Below are 18,061 nucleotides of genomic sequence, written 5' to 3'. Positions count from 1 at the left end.
CAACACGTGAGGAGCAGTCGGGATGAGCACGAACACCGAGTCCGGCGTCGTCGACGCGGTCGGCAAGGAACTGTTCATCGGCGGCAAGTGGGTCGCCGCCCAGGCGGGGAAGACGTTCCCGGTGGCCGACCCGGCCACCGGCAAGGAGCTGTGCCAGGTCGCCGACGCCTCCCCGGCGGACGGCGTCACCGCGCTGGACGCCGCCGTCGCCGCGCAGGCCGGCTTCGCGAAGATGGCGCCGCGCGAACGCGGCGAGATCCTGCGCCGCGCGTTCGAGCTGCTGATGCGGCGCCAGGACGAGCTCGCCCTGCTGATGACGCTGGAGATGGGCAAGCCGCTCGCCGAGTCGAAGGGCGAGATCGCCTACGCCGCCGAGTTCTTCCGCTGGTTCGCCGAGGAGGCCGTCCGCATCGACGGCGGCTACGCGACCGCGCCGAACGGCTCGGGCCGGTTCCTCATCACCAAGCAGCCGGTCGGGCCGACGCTGCTGATCACGCCGTGGAACTTCCCGATGGCAATGGGCACCCGCAAGATCGGCCCGGCGATCGCCGCGGGTTGCACGATGGTGATCAAGCCCGCCGCGCAGACGCCGCTGTCGATGCTCGCGCTGGCCGGCATCCTTGCCGAAGCCGGCCTGCCCGAAGGGGTGCTCAACGTCGTCACCACCAGCGATTCCGGCGGCGTGATGGAGCCGCTGATCCGCGACGGCCGGGCCCGCAAGCTCTCCTTCACCGGCTCGACCGGGGTCGGCCGCAAGCTGCTGGAGCAGTGCGCCGACAAGATCCTGCGGACGTCGATGGAGCTGGGCGGCAACGCGCCGTTCGTGGTCTTCGAGGACGCGGACATGGACGCGGCCATCGAAGGCGCGATGCAGGCGAAGATGCGCAACATCGGCGAGGCGTGCACCGCGGCGAACCGGTTCTACGTGCAGCGCGGCGTCGTCGAGGAGTTCTCGAGGCGGTTGACCGAGCGCATGGAGGCGCTGCCGATGGGCCGCGGCACCGAGCAGGACGTCGTGGTCGGCCCGCTGATCGACGAGAAGGCCGTCGAGAAGGTGACGGAGCTGGTCAAGGACGCCACCGACCGCGGCGCTCGGATCCTCACCGGCGGGTCGGCCGTCGACGGCCCGGGGCACTTCTACCCAGCCACCGTGCTCACCGACGTCCCGCAGGAGGCGCGGCTGACGCACGAGGAGATCTTCGGGCCGGTCGCCCCGATCACGCCGTTCGACACCGAGGAAGAGGCGGTCGCCAAGGCGAACGACACCGAGTTCGGGCTGGTTTCCTACCTCTTCACCAGTGACCTCAAGCGCGCGCTGCGCGTCTCCGAGGCCCTCGAAGCCGGCATGATCGGGCTCAACCAGGGCATCGTCTCGAACCCGGCGGCGCCGTTCGGCGGGATCAAGCAGTCCGGGCTCGGCCGCGAGGGCGGCTCGGTCGGCATCGACGAGTTCCTGGAGACCAAGTACATCGCGGTCGCCCTGTGACGGCCTACCGCTTGGCGAGCATCCCGGGCGACGGGATCGGCGTTGACGTCACGGTCGAGGCCCGCAAGGTCCTCGACCGGGCGGCCGCTCTCTTCGGTTTTTCCTTGGAGTGGACGGAATTCGACTGGAGCTGCGAGCGGTACGCCCGGCTCGGGTCGATGATGCCGGACGACGGGGCCGCGCAGCTGTCGGCGTTCGACGGGATCCTGCTCGGCGCGGTCGGCTTCCCCGGCGTCCCGGACCACGTTTCCCTGTGGGGCCTGCTGATTCCGCTGCGGCGCGCGTTCCAGCAGTACGTCAACCTGCGCCCGGTGCGGCTGCTGCCGGGCACGACGTCGGTGCTGGCCGGGCGGAAGGCGGAGGAGCTGGAGCTGGTCATCGTCCGCGAGAACTCCGAAGGGGAGTACTCCGCGATCGGTGGGCGGCACAACGCCGGGCGGCCCGACGAATTCGTGCTGCAGGAATCGGTTTTCACACGCGTCGGCGTCTCGCGGATCATCCGGTACGCGTTCGAACTGGCCCGGACGCGGTCTTCCCGCGTCTGTTCGGCGACGAAGTCCAACGGACTGATCCACTCGATGCCGTTCTGGGACGAGATCTTCGCCGAGGTCGCGGCGGAGTACCCGGACGTCCACAGTGAACAGATGCACGTGGACGCGCTGGCCGCGCGGATGGTGCAGGCGCCGGACCGGCTCGACGTCGTGGTGGCGTCGAACCTCTTCGGCGACATCCTCAGCGACCTCGCGGCCGCGATCACCGGCGGCCTCGGCATGGCTCCGTCCGGCAACATCAACCCATCGGGTGAACTCCCGTCGATGTTCGAGGCGGTCCACGGGAGCGCTCCGGACATCGCCGGACAGGGCATCGCCAACCCCGTGGCGCAGATCCTGGCGGCCGCGATGCTGGTCGACCACCTCGGCGAAACCGTTGCCGCGCAAGCGATCCGCGCCGCGGTGGACCGGGTGCTCGACGAGGGCGGGGTACGCACGCCCGACCTCGGCGGCACGGATACCACAGAACGGCTCGGCACGGCGGTGGCCGAAGCGCTGGGCTGAGTTTTTGTCGGTGCCCTCCGGCACGGTGGTCCCGAGCCCACCGAGGGGGAGGAGAGACCGATGTGCCGTCAGTGCGAAGACCCGGACAGATCGGGGTACGTGGAGCGGTTGCGCGAAGGCGTGGCCGACCGGGGCTGGCTCGTGCAGGGAGTCGGGGCGACCGGGCCGTACCCGCCGTGGGCCTACACGATCGGCCTGAGCGGGTACGGCCTGCCGGAGCTGGTCGTGACCGGCCTGCCGGTCCTCGCGGCCGGTGACCTGCTCAACGACCTGGCCGCCCACTCCCTGCACGGCTCGCCACCTTCGGCGGGCGAACGCCTCCCGCTGCGGGACGGCCGGCTGATCGAGGTCGTCGCGCTCACCGAGCCGTCGGCGCACCTGCTGTTCGCGGTCGCGTTGTACGGCCCGGAAATCCAGGCGCTGCAACTGGTCCACGCGGACACCCAGGGCCGCTTCCCGTGGTCACCCGACTTCCGCGACGGCCGCGGCGGCCAGCCCGTCCTGGGAGCCCGCCATGCCCACTGACCTCCCGCTGCCCCCGCAATCACCCGAGTTCCGTCTCCAATCACGCGAGTCCCGTGCCCAATCACGCGAGTCCCGCCTTCGGTCACGCGTTTCCCGGCACCGGTGGGGCGTGCCCGTCCTTGAGGCTCGTCCCCGGCGCGAGCCGCTGCACGGCGTCCTCCATGTGGGCCTCGAGCAGCGTCAACGCCGTGTCTTCGTCGCCGTCGCGCAGCGCCTGGATCAGCTTCGTGTGCTCCTCCACGCGTTCCTCGACCCGCTGGTACGTGCTCTGCAGCGCGGTCAGGCACATCCGCGTCTCGATGAGCAGGGTCCGGGCCATCCGCACGAGCCGCTTGCTGCCGGAGGCGTTGATGAGCGCCTCGTGGAACTTCAGGTCCGCGGTGGAGAGCGCGCCGGGGTCGTCCTCACTCGCGGCGGTCGCCATCTCCGCGACGGTCTGTTCGAGCAGGTCCGCGATCCGGTCGCGGTCTCCGCCGCGCAACGCGCGCAGCATGGCCGCGCGCTCGATCGCGGACCGCGCGGCGTAGATGTCGTAGACGTCGCCCGGCTCGAGGTCGATCACGAACAGTCCGCGGTGCCGTTCGCTGCGCAGCAGCCCTTCGGACACCAGGTGCTGCATGGCTTCCCGGAGCGGCCCCCGTGACACCTGGAACCGCGCGGCCAGCTCGGTCTCGCCGAGCTGGGTCCCGGGCGGGAGGGCGCCGGTCATGATCGCGTCGCGCAGCTGGCGCGCGATGACGGCGGCCGTCGACTCGCGGCTCACCGGTTCGATCTCGGGCAGCATGCCCGGTGGCAGGGCCATCAGGCGCTCACGTCCGGCAGGTGCCGGAAGAGCGCGCCGAGCGAGCGGACGAGCCGATGCTGCCCGGTCAGGCGCAGGCCCTCCCAGACCGTGACCTGGTTGGCGGTCAGCACGGGCTTGCCGAGCGCGGCCTCGACGCCGTTGATCTCGCTGAGCGTGCGCATGGCGGTGTCCGGCACGAGGACCGCTTCGGCGTCCGGGTGGTCGTGGCTCACGGCGAGGGCGGCGACGGCCTCCGGGCTCAGCGCGCCGACCTCGGCGGCCGTGACGATGTCGGCGCTGGCCATCGAGACGACCTCGATGCCGCCGGTCTTGAGGAAGTCGGCGAACAGCCGGGCGATGTCGTCCGGGTAGCTGGCGGCGACGGCGACCCGCTTGACGTCCAGGGCACGCGCCGCGTGCACGAACGCGAAGGAGGTGCTGGAGGCCGGGACGCCGGCGACGGCGGCGAGGTGGTCGGCCTGGTCGCGCGCGCCGTCCCAGCCGTAGACGAAGCTGCCGCTGGTGCAGGCCCAGATGACCGCGGCGGGCTCGTGCTTCTCGAGGAGAGCGGCACCGTCGGCGAGCCGGGCCTCGCTGCCGAGGTCCAGCAGCTCGGCCACCGCGTGCTTGTCGGTGCCGTAGATGTGCTCGACCGCCAGCCGGATGTCGCCCTCGTCGACGGCCGCGCCGCCGAGCAGCTGCTCGGCCAACGGGTAGTCGTCTTCGGCCGCGTGGTCGGGGTAGATGAAACCGATGGTGGTCACGGAACCTCCGGAGGGGACGCAAATTGTCGACAATCCTAGAGGGGTGGTCAAGGAAAACCTTCACGACACGTCACGAAGCCACCGTCCGGGTCCGACGATGGGGAGGTTCATCCGGCGCAGGCACGCCCACATGGTCAGCTGGTTGGCGGTGAGCACCGGCTTGCCGAGCGCGGTTTCCAGGGGTTCGATCAGGTCGTAGGTGGGGAGGTTGGTGCAGCTGACGAAGATCGCTTCGGCGTCGCCGTGGTCGGCGGCGAGGATGCGCTCGGCGATCGTCCGGTAGCTGACCTTCCAGATGCCGCCGCCCAGGCCGAGGTGGTCGCTGGCCACGGTCTCGACGTCCAGTTCGGTGAGGAAGCCGTGCAGGGCGTGGGTGAGGTCGGCGTCGTACGGCGTGAGCACCGAGACGCGGTGGAGGTCGAGCTGGTGCAGCACTTCGGCCAGCGCGCCCGAGGTGGTGACGGCGTCCGGCGCGCCGGCGTCGCAGATCGCCTTGGTCAGCGAGCGCTCGTAGCCGACGCCGTTGACGAAGCTCCCCGACGTGCAGAGGTAGGCGACGACTTCGGGCTCGACGTGCAGCACGTCGCGGGTGGCGCTGGCGAGGTGGTGGCTGTCGCTGACGAGGCGGGCCATCTCCATGCTGACCGGCACCGGCTCGTACGGCGTCCGGGCGAGGTGGAGCGACACCTCCATCGGCACCCAGCGCCAGAGCTCGCGCTCCAGCGCGAGGTCGAACGGGGCGATGACGCCGATGCCGCGTTGCGCCAGCGGGCCGTCGAACGCCAGGAAGTCGAAATCCAAGGCTCAGCCTCCGGAATACGTCTGCACGAGATGACACGTCCGGTGCTCCGGGGGTCGTTCCTCGGATTGTTGACAATCATACGAGCGACTTTTACCGTGTCAACGTGATCGCCTCGGAACACCGGGAACCTCCCGTCCTGGCCGTGCTCTGCGGCGAGTCCCGGCCGCCGGACATGCGTGCTGTCGAATCCGGGGCGGTCGTGCGTTACACGGACGCGGTGGGTCTGGCCGAAGCGTTGTCCGGCGCGGACGCCCTCTTCGTCTACGACTTCCTCTCCACGGCGGTGCCCGGCGCCTGGCACGCGGCCGACCGGCTGCGCTGGCTGCACATCGCCAGTGCGGGGGTCGACCCCGTGCTGTTCCCCGGGCTGCGCGAGAGCGATGTCGTCCTGACGAATTCGCGAGGCGTCTTCGACGACGCCATCGCCGAGTACGTGCTGGGCGTCGTGCTCGCCTTCGCGAAGGACTTCGCGCGCTCGCACGACCTGCAGCGTGAGGGCCGCTGGCTGCACCGGGAGAGCGAGCGGATCGCCGGACGCGAGGTCGTGGTCGTCGGGACCGGGCCGATCGGCCGGGCGGTCGCGCGGCTGCTGCGCGCGGCCGGGATGCGAGTGAGCGGCGCCGGACGCCGTGAGCGCACCGGCGACCCGGACTTCGGCGTGGTGCACGAGTCCGCGCGGCTCACCGAGTTCCTGCCGCACGCCGACTACGTCGTCGCCGTCGCGCCGCTGACCGAGCACACCAAGGGCATGTTCGACGCACGCGCGTTCGCCGCGATGAAGCCGTCGGCACGGTTCGTCAACGTGGGCCGGGGTGAGCTGGTCGTCACCTCCGACCTGGTTGCGGCGCTCGAAAGCAAGACCATCGCCGGGGCCGCGCTCGACGTGTTCGACACCGAGCCGTTGCCGGCCGAAAGCCCGCTGTGGACGCTGCCGGACGTGCTGATCTCCCCGCACATGTCCGGGGACTTCGTCGGCTGGCGGACCACGCTGGTCGAGGTGTTCGCCGAAAACTTCCGCCGGTGGTGCGCTGGGGAGCCGCTGCGCAATGTCGTCGACAAGACGCTCGGCTACGTGCCGTCGGGGAACCAGGGAGCGGGATGAACGACAGGATGCTGACCGCGAGCGAACTCGTCGCCGCCTACGCGACCGGTGAGCTTTCGCCGATCGAGGCGACGCAGAACGCGCTACAGGCCATCGAAGCCCGGGACGGCGAGTGCAACGCCTACTGCCTCGTCGACGCCGATCGCGCGCTGGAGCAGGCCAAGGCGTCCGAGATCCGCTGGCGGGACGGCAACCCGATCGGCTGGCTCGACGGCGTGCCCGCGTCGATCAAGGACATGTTCCTCACCCAGGGCTGGCCGACCGTCCGCGGCTCGAAGAGCATCGATCCGGACCAGCCGTGGGACGTCGACAGCCCGGTCGCCGCCCGGATGCGCGAGGCCGGCCTGGTCCTGCTCGGCAAGACGACCACGCCCGAGATCGGGTGGAAGGGCGTCACCGACAGCCCGCTGCAGGGCATCACGCGCAACCCGGCGGACCCGTCGAAGACGGCGGGCGGGTCGAGCGGCGGCAGCGCTGCGGCTGTCGCGGCCGGGATGGGTGAACTGTCGGTCGGCACCGACGGCGGCGGCTCGGTGCGGATCCCGGCGTCGTTCTGCGGCATCGTCGGGCTGAAGCCGACTCACGGCCGGATCCCGCTCTACCCGGCGAGCCCGTTCGGTCCGCTCTCGCACGCCGGCCCGATGGCGCGGTCGGTCGACGACATCGCGCTGCTGCTGGACGTGCTGTCGTTGCCCGACCACCGCGATCCGGCCGCGCTGGCGCCGCCCGTGGCGTCGTTCCGCGAGGCGGTCCGGCGGGACGTGCGCGGCCTGATCGCCGCGTTTTCGCCGACGCTCGGCTACGTCGACGTCGACCCCGAGGTGGCCACGATCGTCGCGGCCGCGGTGCGCGCGCTGGGCGACGCGGGTCTGCACATCGAGGAGACCGACCCGGGGTTCGCCGACCCGAAGCCGTCGTTCGACATCCTGTGGTCTTCGGGTGCGGCGAAGCTGCTCGACTCGTTCCCGCCGGGTTCCGAGGAGCGGACGGACCCCGGCCTGCGCAAGGTCTGGGACGCGGGCAAGAGGTGGTCGGCGAGCGACTACCTCGACGCGACCGCCGAGCGGGCCGCGCTGGGCATCCGGATGGGCGAGTTCCACACGCGCTACGACGTGCTGATCACCCCGACCCTCCCGATCGCGGCGTTCGAGGCCGGGCACGACGTCCCGCCGGGCAGCGGGCTGAGCGAGTGGCCGGAGTGGACGCCGTTCACGTACCCGTTCAACATGACCCAGCAGCCGGCGATCAGCGTCCCGGCCGGCCGCACGTCGGCGGGGCTGCCGGTCGGCCTGCAGATCGTCGGGCCGCGGCACTCGGACGACCTCGTCCTGGCCGTGGCGAAGCTGCTGGAGGAAGTGCGGCCCTGGGCGGCGGCCTGACCACACGTGAGGGTGAACCCCGGACCGGAGCGGGGAAAGCTGTGCCACTGTCGGCCGGATGAACGCTCAAGGCTGGCGCTACGAACGAGCCATCCCGACCGTCGACGTCACCGGGCAGCCGACGCGGGTGATCGTCGGCCTGATCGAGCAGGGCGACCGGCTGGCCGCCGCCCTCCGGGTCGACGACGGCAAGGCGGCCCTGGTCCCGCTGGAGACCGGCGGCGAGCTGCTGAAGGCCCTGCGCGAGACGCTGGAGAACTGGTGGCGCATCGACGGCCACCGCGACCTGACGTCCGGGCCCCGAGTGGGCCGCTAGCGGGCGCGACTTGAGGTCTGGGCACGGGTTGGTCGTCGGACGGCGGGGCGCGAGCTGGGTCCGGGCCCCGGGTGGGTTGCCGGTCGGCCACGGCCTGGCGTGTAGCTCCGGGCGGGTCGTCGGCCTGGCGTGTAGCCCCGGTGGGTCGCCGCCGGAGGCGACCTGGCGTCTGGCGCCCAGCTGGGTCGCTGGCCCGGGGCAAAATGTCGGCTGGCCCTCGGGTGGGTCGCCGGCCGGGCGACCGAAGTCTGGGGCCGCTCGGGCCATTGGCGGGGGCCCGACCTGGTGTCCAACCCGGCGTGGACCGCGGCCGGAGCTAGCTCGGCGCGTCCGGGCGGGAGGGGGTGCGGCGGACCAGCCCTCTTATCTGCGAGCTGCACAACACGAGCGCCGTCGCGAGGATGACCAATGCCGCGCCGCCGATGAGTGTTGGGGTGCGGCCGGTGTGTTCGGCCAGGGGGCCTGCGCTGATCTGGCCGAGCGGCATCGCCACGAATGAGCCGAGCATGTCGTACGAGTAGACGCGGGCGAGCTTGTCCGGCGGGATGTTCTCCTGCAGCGACACGTCCCACGCCACCGAGAACTGCTCGAGCGCGATGCCGGACAGGACCATGGCGGCCAGCAGCGGCAGCAGGTACGGCGTCTCGGCGAGGGCCAGCATCGGCAGCGCAGCCGCCATGACCACCGCGACGCTGATGAAGAGCATCCGCCGTGGTTGCCAGTGGGCGGCGAGGACGCCGCCGAGCAGTGAGCCTGCGGTCTGCGCGGCCAGTGCGAACCCCCAGCCGGTGCGGCCGAAGGTGTCGTCGGCGACCAGGGGGCCGATCACCAGCAGCGCTCCGGCGGTCGCCGCGTTGACGATCATGAACTGCAGCACCACCAGCCACACCCACGCCCGGGCGCGGAACTCCCGCCAGCCTTCGGCGAGCTCGGTGAGCGGACGGCTGCCGGGCACCCGTTCCCCGCGTGGCAGCCGGATCCGCCGGTACGCCAGTGCGGCGGCGAGGAAGAGCAGCGCGTTCCCGGCGAGTGCCCACCCGGAGCCGGCGAAGGCGACGACAACGCCGGCCAGTCCGGCTCCGGCGATGCGGCCGGTGTTGGCGAGCAGCCGGACCAGGGCGTTCGCCTGGGTGAGCAGCGAGCCGGGCACGGTCGACGGCGTGAGCGCGGCGGCCGCGGGCAGCGAGATGGCCGAGACAGCGCCGTTGACGAACCCGAGCCCGGCCAGCAGCGGGATCGACGCGAATCCACAGAGGACACTCGCGGCCACGGCGGCCTGGGTGAGGGCGGCGGCGGTTTCGGTGCCCTGCAGGATGACGGACCGGGGGAGCCGGTCGGCCAGCATCCCGCCGAACAGCAGCAGGAGCACGTTGGCGAGCGAACGAGCCCCGACGACGATCCCGAGGTCGACGGCGGACCCGGTGAGATCGACGACGGCGAAGGCGAGCGCAAAGGGTGCGACGGCGTTCCCGAATTGGGCCAGGCTCCGGCCGGTGACGAGCGCGCGGAACGGAGCTTCCCGCAGCGGGGCGAGGAGTGACGTGCTCACGGGCGCGGCCCCGGCCCGAGACGACGTGGCCGGCGGCCGAGGGGAGCCTGAGCGCGGTGCGCGCCGCTCATCGGCGCGCGGTAGCCGGGAGGCACATGGCTTCAGCCAACCACCGCTGTCAACGGCTTAAAGCACGTACCTCGTGCCGTCCGAAGGCAGCGAAGCACCCGTGGCCAGCACGGCGGCGTGCTCGGGCGACGCCGGGTCCAGGACCGGGTTCGTGTTGTTGACGTGCGTGAACGCCCAGGGCCGTCCGACCACCCGCGGCAGGATCGCCGTGATCGGCAGGTGGCCCATCGCGAGCTGGTCCGGGCCGCCCACCCCGGCCATCTCGTCCGGCGCGTAGAACGTGCCGTCCAGCAAGACGAGCGAAGCGTCCGCGACGAACTCGTCGAACCCGGCAGGCCAGCTCCGCAGGCACGGCGCGTACACCAGCACACCGCCGGTCGCCGGGTCCGAGATGCGGTAGGCGACCACCCACGGTCCGACGGAACCGGCCGTGGCGTACTTCGGCCGCTTGTCGCTCACCGGTAGCACGTCGACCCGCAACCCCGGAACGTCCACAACGGACGACCACGTCCAGCCGCCGTAGCAGTCCACGATGGTGCGGAACGGTGACAGCGCGGACAGCGCCGCCGCTGGCGCCCACACCGGGAGGCCGCCCGACTCACGCAGCATCAGCAGGCCCAGTGAATGGTCGAGTTCGGCGTCGGTCAGCAGCACCCCGCGCAGCGGGATCTCGCGCGGCCCCGGGCCCGCCCGCAGTTCCGGTGTCCCGAGGATCTGCGCCCGGATGTCCGGGGAGCAGTTGAGCAGGTACCAGCCGGTGCCGTCCGCGCTGATCGCGACGCAGTCCTGCGAGCGCGGCGCGAGCCCGGACGTGCAGAGCCGGCACGCGCAGTTCCACTGTGGACAGCCGCCGCCCGCCGCGGTGCCGAGCAGGATCACCTTCACCGGCGCATGACCAGGTCGGCCACCGGAGGACGGGACAGGATCAGATCGACCGCGCCGCGTCCAGGCGAGCGCGAGCACACCGGGTCCGTGGCCGCGGCGTCGCCGGTGAGCAGGAACGCCTGGCAGCGGCAGCCGCCGAAGTCGAGCCCGCGGCGGTCGCACGTGCGGCACGGCTCGGTCATCCAGTCCTCGCCGCGGTAGGCGTTGAACGACGACGAGTCGTACCAGATCTCGGCCAGCGGCGTGTCCCGGACCGAGGACAGCGAAAGCGTCGAGATCGCCGACGCCGCCGGGCACGGCAGCACCGTCCCGTCCGGCGCGACGGTCAGCTGCCGCGCACCCCAGCCGTACATGCACGGCTTCGGGTACGGCTCGTGGTAGTCGGCGACGACGTAGACGATCTCCATCGTGCCCCGCAGGCGCGCGGTCGCCGCGCGCACCACCGGCTCTGCGGCCGCGAGCTGCGCGGGAGTCGGCATCAGCGCGTCCCGGTTGCGCAGCGCCCAGCCGTAGTACTGCGTGTTCGCCAGCTCCAGCCGGTCCGCGCCCATCCGCTCGGCCAGCTCGATGATGCCGGCCAGCTGGTCGTGGTTGCGCCGGTGCAGCACGACGTTCAGCGACAGCGGCAGCCCGGACGCCTTCACCAGCGCCGCCGCAAACAGCTTCCGGTCGTGCGCCTTCGCGCCGGCCAGCAGGTCGGCCCGCTCCGAGGTCGCACCCTGTGCCGACAGCTGGACGTGCGCCAGACCGCGCTCGACGAGGTCGTCGAGCCGCGAAGCCGTCAGGCCGAGCCCGGAAGTGACCAGGTTGACGTAGCAGCCGAGCCCGCTCGCGTGCGACACCAGGGAAGGCAAGTCCGGCCGCAGCAACGGTTCCCCGCCGGACATGTGCACCTGCAGGACACCGAGCTCACGCGCCTGCGAAAACACCGATAGCCAGTCCTCAGTGGACATCTCAGCAGAGCGAGAAGTCAGTTCCACCGGGTTCGAGCAATAAGGACAGTGCAGCGGACAGCGGTGGGTCAGCTCGGCCAGCAGGCCCAGCGGCGGGCTCACGTCCACGCGACCACCCGCCGTTCACCCAGCCGGGACAGCACGGAAAGGACGTCCTGGGCGACCACGCCGGAGTACCGCCCGGAAAGCGCCGTCGTGATTTCGGTGACGGACCGGGCGCCGTCGCAGAGCTCGAGCACCGCGGCCGCGGTGGCGTTCGGCACCAGGACGCCCTCGGGGAACAGCAGCACGTGCGTCTCCCTCACGTGGTCGAAGGACAGCCGCACGCCGCGGCGCAGCTGCGGAACCGAATCGGCGGTGATCACGCGGCTGCCCGTTCGATCGCGTCGAGCATCGACCACAGCACGTCGCACTTGAAGGCCAGCGCGGCGATCGCCCGGTCCTGCTGTTCGCGCGTCACGCAGTGGCGGACCACGATGTCGAGGGTGTCCTTGCCCTCGCCGGCGACCTTGTCGATCCGGTTGGTGAAGTAGGCGAGGTCGTCGCGAGCGATCCACCCATAATGCGCGAGCATGTCCGCGACCCGTTGCTGCATCAGGTGCCCGGCGAACATCTCGGTCAGTCCCGACGCGACGGCCTCCCACCAGGGTTTCGTCCGAGCGAACGTCACGTAGGCGTCCACCGCGAACCGGACGCCGGGAGCGACGTGCCGTTCGTCGAGGACTTCCTCGCGGTCCAGGCCGACCGCCGTGCACAGCCGCAGCCAGCGTTCGATCCCGCCGGTTCCGGCGCTGACGCCGTCGTGGTAGACGATCCGGTCGAGCCACTGGCGGCGGATCTCCGGCAGCGGGCAGTTGCTGATGATCGCCGCGTCCTTCTGCGGCAGCACGCACTGGTAGTACCAGCGGTTCGCCGCCCAGATCCGCAGCGCGCGCTCGTCGAGTTCGCCCGCGTGCAGCCGGCGGTGGAAGGGGTGCGTGCCCCAGTACCGGCCGGAAAGACCGCGCAGAGCGTCGATGAATGCGCTTTCCGCGAGTGGCTCGACCGGCATCCGTCAGTCCGCCATGCGGGCCGCGTAGGCGGTGACCTCCATCGGGGTTTCGTACTCGACGAAGTCGGGGGTCGTCCACTCCTCGGTCATGTCCTGCTCCTCTTTCCGGGGGCTGATCGTCGCCACCCTAAGAGCGCGCGCAGCGGTCTGACCAGCCAGTTCGGAAAGATTCCTTCCGATGGGGGAGCCGACGTGTCGGTGAGCGGGCTACCTTACCGCAGCTTCGAGTTCCACCAAGGCCGTGTCGAGGTGGGACAGGATCCGCTGCAGGTGCGGGACGCTGCGGCGGCACCCCGTGACGCCGAAGTCGAGGTGGTCGCCGTTGCTGGTCAGCGTGATGTTCACGGCCTGGCCGTCGAGCAGCACCGACGCCGGGTAGATGCCGTCGAGCTGGGCACCGTTCCAGTACATCTGCTTGCGCGGGCCGGGCACGTTCGAGATCACCAGGTTGAACGGCGGCCGCGTGTTCTTGACGAGGCCCGGGATCTGCGAAACGCCGAGCTGGGCGACATTCACCGCCGAGAGCAGCAGCGTCTGCACCGGCGTCAGCTCGGAGAACAGCCGCTTGCCGTTGCGCATCGACTGGTGGATCGCGACGAGCCGCTTGCCCGCGTCCGGCAGGTCGGTGGCCAGGTTGCACAGCAGCGCGCCGATGTTGTTGCCCGCCGCCTCGCCGGGGTCGTTCTGGCGGCGCAGCGACACCGGCACCATCGCGATGAGCGGCGCGTCCGGCAGCGCGCGCTGTTCGATGAGGTAGTCCCGCAGCGCGCCCGCGCACATCGCGAGCACGACGTCGTTGCGCGAGACCCCGGCCGCCGTCGCCACCTGGCGGACGCGGTCCAGCGGCCACTTCTGCGCCGCGAACCGCCGCGCGCCGCCGATCGGCACGTTGAGCATCGTCTTCGGCGCCTGCCCCGGCAGCGTCAGGGTGTGCTCGCCGAACGCCTCCCGCGCCACCTTCATCGCGGCGGGCGCCAGGCTCGCGAGCTGGTTGGCCGTCTTGCTCGCGGTCTGCAGGAACGACCGCGGGCGCTTCACGCGTTCTTCGCCGGGCTTGCGCCGGCTGCCCCACCACGGCGGGCAATCCATGTCCGCGGGATCGTCCGACAGCGTGCCCTGCAGCTGGCGCAGCGCCGAAACGCCGTCCATCAGCGCGTGGTGGACCTTGGTGTAGACGGCGAACCGGCCGTCGTCGAGCCCCTCGATGAGGTGGGTCTCCCAGAGCGGCCGGTGCCGGTCGAGCAGGGTGCTGTGCCAGCGTGACGTCAGCTCGAGCAGTTCGCGGACGCGGCCCGGCTGCGGCAGCGCCGAGTGCCGGAAGTGGTAGTCGAGCTCGAGCTCGGTGTCGTTCGCCCAAGCCACGTGCCCCATCGTGGTGACCGGCCGGGCCGGGCGGCGCCGGAACACCGAGCGCATGTTGTCCGATTCGAGGAGGTTGGCCCGGACATCGCGGAGGTAGTCGTCGCCGGCGCCTTCGGGTTTCTTGAACAGCTGCAGACCGCCCACGTGCATCGGATGCTCGCGCGTTTCGACGAGGAGGAACATCGAATCGGTCACGGGCATCAGCGCCATGGGACATCACCTTCCGAGCTCGGCACGCCGACTCTACGCGCTCGGCGGCCGCCGGTGGATCACGTTCTACCCTGGCGAGGGTGACCACCCGCGGCGCCGGGGAAACGTCCTTGCCGCCGATGGCCGAGTGCGTCGTGACCGGTTCCGCTGACCATCGAGCTGCCCGTCGGCCTGCTGCTTCCACCGCGAGGGCCCGGCCTGGCGATGGACCTCACCGAGCTCGACGTCCGCCGGTTCGCCGCCGGTGCGGCGAGGGCCGAGCTCACCATCGTCCGGGGGCCGATTGCCAGATCGTTCAACGATCTGGCAGTATCCGCGCCGTGGCTGTGAGTGGTGCTCGGGAGCTGGTGGACGCGCTGGAAGCGCTCGGAACGGAGATCGTCTTCGGCCTCCCGGGAGTGCACAACCTGCCGTTGTGGGAGGCGCTCGGCGAAACCGGCATCAAGCTCGTCGGGGTCCGCCACGAACAGACCGCCGGATACGCCGCCGACGGGTACGCCCGCGCCACCGGCAAGCTCGGCGTCGCGCTGGTCACCACCGGCCCGGGCGCGGCGAACACCCTCGGCGCGGTCGGCGAGGCCATGGCGTCCGCGGCCCCGGTGCTGATCATCGCCACCGACATCCCTTCGACGCTGCGGCGGCCCGGTGTCGTCCGCGGCGCGCTGCACGAGACCTCCGACCAGCAGGCCATGTTCGCGCCGGTGACCAAGGGCGGCTTCACCGTGCGGGCCGCCGACCAGATCGGCACCACGGTGCACCGCGCCGCCCGGCTCGCGCTGCAGCCGCAGAGCGGTCCGGTCTACCTCGGCGTGCCCACCGACTACCTGCGCGAATCGGTGCCGCACCGCCGTCCGCCCGCGCCGCACCGCAAGCCCGACGTCGACGTCCCCGACCTCGCGCGGGCCGAGTCGATGCTGTCGGACGCGCGGCACCCGCTGATCTGGGCCGGTGGCGGCGCGCTGCGCTCGGGGGCGGGCGACGCGATCGGTGCCCTCGCGGAGAAGCTCGCCGCGCCGGTGATCACCACGTTCGCCGCCCGCGGGCTGCTCCCGCTCGACCACCCGTGCCTGGCGCCGAACCCGGTGCACACACCGGAGGTCGGCGAGCTGTGGGACGAAGCCGACGTCGTGCTCGCCATCGGCACCGACTTCGACGGCCTCATGACGCAGAACTGGCGGATGCCGACCCCGCCGAAGCTCATCGCGGTCAACGTCGACGCCGACGACGCCGCCAAGAACTACCGGCCCGATCTCACGCTGGTCGGTGACGCGCGCTCGATCGTCGAACGGCTGCTGCCGAAGCAGCGGGCCGGGCTCGACGACATCACCCTGCGGCTGGCCGGCATCGGCCGCCGGGTGCGGCAGCGGATCCGCGACGAGGAACCGCAGGCCTACGACTTCCTGTCTACTTTGGACGAGGTGCTGCCGTCGGACGCGGTGCTGGTCTCCGACATGTGCGTGGCCGGCTACTGGGTCGGCGGCTTCCACCGGGTCCGGGCGCCGCGCAAGCTCGCCTACCCGATGGGCTGGGGCACCCTCGGCTACGGCTTCCCGGCGTCGCTCGGCGCGGCCGCGGCCGGCACCGGGCGCGCGATCTGCATCACCGGCGACGGCGGATTCCTTTACGCCTGCGGCGATCTGGCGACGCTCGCGCAAGAGCAGCTGCCGGTCACGGTCGTCCTGGTCGACGACGGCGGGTACGGGATGCTGCGCTACGACCAGGACCGCGAGGGCCTGCCGCACCGCGGGGTCGACTGGGACAGCCCGGACTTCGTCGGCCTGGCCCGGTCGTTCGGGGTGCACGCCGACCGCGTTTCCGGCTTCGGCCGCGCGTTCCGGCGGCTGCTCGGCGAGTTCGTCGAGTCGGACGAGCCGAACGTGCTGGTCGTGAAGGCCAAGCTGAAGCCGCCGCTCAACACCTCGCCGCGGTGGTACCGCACATGAGGATCGGCGTCGACTCGCCGCGGAGTCCGTTGGGCGAAGAGCAGACAGCACGACTGAGAGCGGGGCAGTGAGCATGGGTCGGTTGGCCGGCAAGGTTGCGGTGGTCTTCGGCGGCGCACGGGGCATCGGTCTCGCCACGGTGAAGGAATTCCTCGCCGAGGGTGCGACGGTCTTCGCTTCCGACATCCGCGAGCCCGCGGAACCCCTCGACGGCTACCACCATTCCATAGTGGACGCCACCGACGAGGACGCCGTGGCGGCGTTCGTGGACGGTGTCATCGCCGAAGCCGGCCGCATCGACGTGCTGTTCAACAACGTCGGCAGCCACCTCGGCAAGCCACTCGCCGACACCACGCTGGCCGAGTTCGACCAGATCTTCGCGCTCAACGTCCGCGCCGCCTTCCTCGGCACCCGCGCCGTGCTGCCGCACATGATCGGGCAGCGGGCGGGCAGCATCATCACGACGTCGTCGAACGGCGGCGTGATGGGCCGCCCGGGCGACCCGGTGTACAACGCCACCAAGCACGCGCTGGTCGGGCTGACCAAGTCGATCGCCGTCGCCCACGCGCACCAGGGCATCCGGGCCAACACGGTGAACCCGGGCGCGATCGACACCGACATGCTGCGCAGCACCCTCGCGTCGCCGGAGGAGTTCGAGACCAAGCAGCACCAGCTGGTCGCCAGCACGCCCGCGGCCCGTGTCGGCGAGGCGTGGGAAGTCGCCAAAGCGGTGGTGTTCCTGGCGAGCGACGAGTCGCGGTTCGTCAACGGGGTCGTGCTGCCGATCGACGGCGCGAAGGCCGCGGGCGCCATGCCGGGGCACCGCTACAGCCTTGATTTCGAGCTCGGCGTCAGGTAGCGCCGTGACCGTCGATGCGTCGGGGCTGGAGAGCGCACGGCACCTGCTCGAGCGCAGCGGCACGGCCGAGCGGGTCGCGGCGATCCTGCGTCAGCACATCACCGACGGCGTCTTCGCCCCCGGTGAACGGCTGTCCGAGCCGGTGCTCAGCTCGGCACTCGGTGTTTCGCGCAACACGCTGCGCGAGTCGTTCCAGCTGCTCGCCCACGAGCGGCTGGCGGTGCACGAGCTGAACCGCGGCGTCTTCGTGCGCGAACTGACCACAGAGGACCTCCAGGACCTCTACGTCGTGCGCCGCGCCACCGAATGCGGTGCGCTGCGCCGCGCGGCCGAGTTGTCCACAGTGGATCTCTCGGTGGTGGAGCAAGCGCTTCGCGACGGCCGGGCGGCGGCGGAGGCCGGCAACTGGCGGTCGGTCGGCACCGCCAGCATCCACTTCCACCAGGCTCTCGCGGACCTCGCCGGCAGCGAGCGGCTGTCCGCGACGATGCGCCAGGTGCTCGCCGAAACACGGCTGTTCTTCGTGCTCAACGAGAACACGCGGGAGTTCTACGAGCCGTTCCTTGGCTGCCACGAGCGGATCCTGCGCGATCTGCGCCGTGGCCGGTTCGACGCCGCGGAGGCCGCCCTCGACAGCTACCTGCGCGACGCCGAAGCGCGGTTGCTGGAGCTCAGCTCGTAGGAGAACGTCACCGTGAACGCGTACGGCCGGTGGTAGGCGGCGGGCCGGTACGTCCCGCCGGGGCCGGCCGACCAGCTGTGCCAGATCAGGGTGCGGAAGACCGAGCACACCGCGTAGCCGTCCGCGGGGTAGCCGTCGGCGGGCCGGGCCGCGGCCGGCGGTGCCGACGCGAGCACCACGGCGGCCACGGCGGCTATGGTCGTCGCGCGTCCTGGGAACACGTCACCACTCAACCCCGGTGAAGCGGCTCACCGGAAAGGATTCGAGCCGGTTCAAATCCACCGC

At 71.4% G+C, this 18,061-nt stretch carries 21 protein-coding genes; 10 read left to right on the top strand and 11 right to left on the bottom strand.

Annotated elements, in window-relative coordinates:
- Nucleotides 1-22: 22 nt before the first annotated feature.
- From AB0F15_RS03560 to AB0F15_RS03550, 3 genes are read left to right on the top strand one after another with little or no spacing between them, the layout of a single operon-like run.
- Nucleotides 23-1,486, top strand: a complete 1,464-nt coding sequence (locus AB0F15_RS03560) for an NAD-dependent succinate-semialdehyde dehydrogenase (protein WP_360264523.1) — start codon at nucleotides 23-25, stop codon at nucleotides 1,484-1,486.
- Nucleotides 1,483-2,541: a tartrate dehydrogenase gene (locus AB0F15_RS03555; RefSeq protein ID WP_360264520.1), complete on the top strand. Its 1,059-nt coding sequence runs from the start codon at nucleotides 1,483-1,485 to the stop codon at nucleotides 2,539-2,541. The genes AB0F15_RS03560 and AB0F15_RS03555 overlap by 4 nt, the downstream gene beginning before the upstream one ends.
- A gap of 60 nt (nucleotides 2,542-2,601) precedes the next feature.
- Nucleotides 2,602-3,066, top strand: a complete 465-nt coding sequence (locus AB0F15_RS03550) for a DUF4262 domain-containing protein (RefSeq protein WP_360264517.1) — start codon at nucleotides 2,602-2,604, stop codon at nucleotides 3,064-3,066.
- 82 nt (nucleotides 3,067-3,148) lie between these two features.
- Here AB0F15_RS03550 and AB0F15_RS03545 read toward each other — a convergent pair whose 3' ends face one another.
- The 3 genes from AB0F15_RS03545 to AB0F15_RS03535 are packed head-to-tail and all read right to left on the bottom strand — an operon-like array spanning nucleotide 3,149 to nucleotide 5,415.
- The gene (locus tag AB0F15_RS03545) at nucleotides 3,149-3,868 is read right to left on the bottom strand and encodes a GntR family transcriptional regulator (RefSeq protein ID WP_360264514.1); all 720 of its coding nucleotides are present in this window, start codon (nucleotides 3,866-3,868) and stop codon (nucleotides 3,149-3,151) included.
- A complete protein-coding gene (locus tag AB0F15_RS03540) occupies nucleotides 3,868-4,614 on the bottom strand; it encodes a maleate cis-trans isomerase (protein WP_360264510.1) in 747 nt (248 codons plus the stop codon). The genes AB0F15_RS03545 and AB0F15_RS03540 overlap by 1 nt, the downstream gene beginning before the upstream one ends.
- Before the next feature lie 60 nt (nucleotides 4,615-4,674).
- Nucleotides 4,675-5,415 (bottom strand): Asp/Glu/hydantoin racemase, encoded by a 741-nt coding sequence (locus AB0F15_RS03535; protein ID WP_360264508.1) that lies wholly within the window; start codon nucleotides 5,413-5,415, stop codon nucleotides 4,675-4,677.
- A gap of 104 nt (nucleotides 5,416-5,519) precedes the next feature.
- On the opposite strand from AB0F15_RS03535, the gene AB0F15_RS03530 reads away from it, so the two are divergent.
- Genes AB0F15_RS03530 through AB0F15_RS03520 form a run of 3 tightly spaced genes read left to right on the top strand, consistent with a single transcriptional unit; the run spans nucleotide 5,520 to nucleotide 8,213 of the window.
- Nucleotides 5,520-6,518, top strand: a complete 999-nt coding sequence (locus tag AB0F15_RS03530) for a D-2-hydroxyacid dehydrogenase (protein ID WP_360264505.1) — start codon at nucleotides 5,520-5,522, stop codon at nucleotides 6,516-6,518.
- The gene (locus tag AB0F15_RS03525; protein WP_360264502.1) at nucleotides 6,515-7,897 is read left to right on the top strand and encodes an amidase; all 1,383 of its coding nucleotides are present in this window, start codon (nucleotides 6,515-6,517) and stop codon (nucleotides 7,895-7,897) included. The genes AB0F15_RS03530 and AB0F15_RS03525 overlap by 4 nt, the downstream gene beginning before the upstream one ends.
- A 58-nt stretch (nucleotides 7,898-7,955) precedes the next feature.
- Nucleotides 7,956-8,213 carry a hypothetical protein gene (locus AB0F15_RS03520; protein WP_360264499.1) on the top strand — a complete coding sequence of 86 codons (258 nt, stop codon included), beginning with the start codon at nucleotides 7,956-7,958 and terminating at the stop codon, nucleotides 8,211-8,213.
- Between the two features lie 316 nt (nucleotides 8,214-8,529).
- Here the strand turns inward: AB0F15_RS03520 and AB0F15_RS03515 are convergent, their stop codons facing one another.
- The 7 genes from AB0F15_RS03515 to AB0F15_RS03485 form a co-directional block, all read right to left on the bottom strand.
- A complete protein-coding gene (locus tag AB0F15_RS03515; RefSeq protein WP_360264496.1) occupies nucleotides 8,530-9,762 on the bottom strand; it encodes an MFS transporter in 1,233 nt (410 codons plus the stop codon).
- Nucleotides 9,763-9,888: 126 nt separating this feature from the next.
- Nucleotides 9,889-10,716 carry a pyrroloquinoline quinone biosynthesis protein PqqB gene (pqqB, locus tag AB0F15_RS03510; protein WP_360264493.1) on the bottom strand — a complete coding sequence of 276 codons (828 nt, stop codon included), beginning with the start codon at nucleotides 10,714-10,716 and terminating at the stop codon, nucleotides 9,889-9,891.
- The gene (pqqE, locus tag AB0F15_RS03505; protein ID WP_360264490.1) at nucleotides 10,713-11,777 is read right to left on the bottom strand and encodes a pyrroloquinoline quinone biosynthesis protein PqqE; all 1,065 of its coding nucleotides are present in this window, start codon (nucleotides 11,775-11,777) and stop codon (nucleotides 10,713-10,715) included. Before pqqE ends, pqqB begins: the two co-directional genes overlap by 4 nt.
- Nucleotides 11,768-12,034, bottom strand: a complete 267-nt coding sequence (gene pqqD / locus AB0F15_RS03500) for a pyrroloquinoline quinone biosynthesis peptide chaperone PqqD (protein ID WP_360264487.1) — start codon at nucleotides 12,032-12,034, stop codon at nucleotides 11,768-11,770. The genes pqqE and pqqD overlap by 10 nt, the downstream gene beginning before the upstream one ends.
- Nucleotides 12,031-12,720, bottom strand: a complete 690-nt coding sequence (gene pqqC, locus AB0F15_RS03495) for a pyrroloquinoline-quinone synthase PqqC (RefSeq protein ID WP_360264484.1) — start codon at nucleotides 12,718-12,720, stop codon at nucleotides 12,031-12,033. The genes pqqD and pqqC overlap by 4 nt, the downstream gene beginning before the upstream one ends.
- A gap of 3 nt (nucleotides 12,721-12,723) precedes the next feature.
- The gene (gene pqqA, locus AB0F15_RS03490; protein WP_043776987.1) at nucleotides 12,724-12,810 is read right to left on the bottom strand and encodes a pyrroloquinoline quinone precursor peptide PqqA; all 87 of its coding nucleotides are present in this window, start codon (nucleotides 12,808-12,810) and stop codon (nucleotides 12,724-12,726) included.
- 117 nt (nucleotides 12,811-12,927) lie between these two features.
- Complete coding sequence (locus AB0F15_RS03485; protein WP_360264481.1) at nucleotides 12,928-14,292, bottom strand: wax ester/triacylglycerol synthase family O-acyltransferase; 1,365 nt, start codon at nucleotides 14,290-14,292, stop codon at nucleotides 12,928-12,930.
- Between the two features lie 204 nt (nucleotides 14,293-14,496).
- Here AB0F15_RS03485 and AB0F15_RS03480 point away from each other — a divergent pair, with 204 nt between their 5' ends.
- The 4 genes from AB0F15_RS03480 (at nucleotide 14,497) to AB0F15_RS03465 (ending at nucleotide 17,776) form a co-directional block, all read left to right on the top strand.
- Nucleotides 14,497-14,622 (top strand): hypothetical protein, encoded by a 126-nt coding sequence (locus AB0F15_RS03480; RefSeq protein WP_360264478.1) that lies wholly within the window; start codon nucleotides 14,497-14,499, stop codon nucleotides 14,620-14,622.
- Nucleotides 14,613-16,235, top strand: coding sequence for a thiamine pyrophosphate-binding protein (locus AB0F15_RS03475; protein WP_360264475.1), 1,623 nt, complete (start codon nucleotides 14,613-14,615; stop codon nucleotides 16,233-16,235). Before AB0F15_RS03480 ends, AB0F15_RS03475 begins: the two co-directional genes overlap by 10 nt.
- A gap of 73 nt (nucleotides 16,236-16,308) precedes the next feature.
- Nucleotides 16,309-17,094 (top strand): SDR family oxidoreductase, encoded by a 786-nt coding sequence (locus AB0F15_RS03470; RefSeq protein WP_360264472.1) that lies wholly within the window; start codon nucleotides 16,309-16,311, stop codon nucleotides 17,092-17,094.
- A gap of 4 nt (nucleotides 17,095-17,098) precedes the next feature.
- Nucleotides 17,099-17,776: a GntR family transcriptional regulator gene (locus AB0F15_RS03465; protein ID WP_360264469.1), complete on the top strand. Its 678-nt coding sequence runs from the start codon at nucleotides 17,099-17,101 to the stop codon at nucleotides 17,774-17,776.
- Here the strand turns inward: AB0F15_RS03465 and AB0F15_RS03460 are convergent.
- On the bottom strand, nucleotides 17,731-17,964 hold the full coding sequence (locus AB0F15_RS03460; protein WP_360264466.1) for a hypothetical protein: 234 nt from the start codon (nucleotides 17,962-17,964) through the stop codon (nucleotides 17,731-17,733). The genes AB0F15_RS03465 and AB0F15_RS03460 overlap by 46 nt on opposite strands.
- Nucleotides 17,965-18,061: the final 97 nt, after the last annotated feature.

It is taken from the genome of Amycolatopsis sp. NPDC026612 (genome assembly GCF_040638285.1).
Taxonomy (GTDB): domain Bacteria; phylum Actinomycetota; class Actinomycetes; order Mycobacteriales; family Pseudonocardiaceae; genus Amycolatopsis.
This window is presented reverse-complemented; position numbering and strand designations above follow the sequence as displayed.

Coding starts and splice junctions, on each gene's coding strand:
- AB0F15_RS03560 (WP_360264523.1), top strand. CDS start 23: ATGAGCACGAACACCGAGTCCGGCGTCGTCGACGCGGTCGGCAAGGAA.
- AB0F15_RS03550 (WP_360264517.1), top strand. CDS start 2,602: ATGTGCCGTCAGTGCGAAGACCCGGACAGATCGGGGTACGTGGAGCGG.
- AB0F15_RS03545 (WP_360264514.1), bottom strand. CDS start 3,868: ATGGCCCTGCCACCGGGCATGCTGCCCGAGATCGAACCGGTGAGCCGC.
- AB0F15_RS03525 (WP_360264502.1), top strand. CDS start 6,515: ATGAACGACAGGATGCTGACCGCGAGCGAACTCGTCGCCGCCTACGCG.
- AB0F15_RS03520 (WP_360264499.1), top strand. CDS start 7,956: ATGAACGCTCAAGGCTGGCGCTACGAACGAGCCATCCCGACCGTCGAC.
- pqqC (WP_360264484.1), bottom strand. CDS start 12,720: ATGCCGGTCGAGCCACTCGCGGAAAGCGCATTCATCGACGCTCTGCGC.
- pqqA (WP_043776987.1), bottom strand. CDS start 12,810: ATGACCGAGGAGTGGACGACCCCCGACTTCGTCGAGTACGAAACCCCG.
- AB0F15_RS03485 (WP_360264481.1), bottom strand. CDS start 14,292: ATGGCGCTGATGCCCGTGACCGATTCGATGTTCCTCCTCGTCGAAACG.
- AB0F15_RS03480 (WP_360264478.1), top strand. CDS start 14,497: ATGGACCTCACCGAGCTCGACGTCCGCCGGTTCGCCGCCGGTGCGGCG.
- AB0F15_RS03470 (WP_360264472.1), top strand. CDS start 16,309: ATGGGTCGGTTGGCCGGCAAGGTTGCGGTGGTCTTCGGCGGCGCACGG.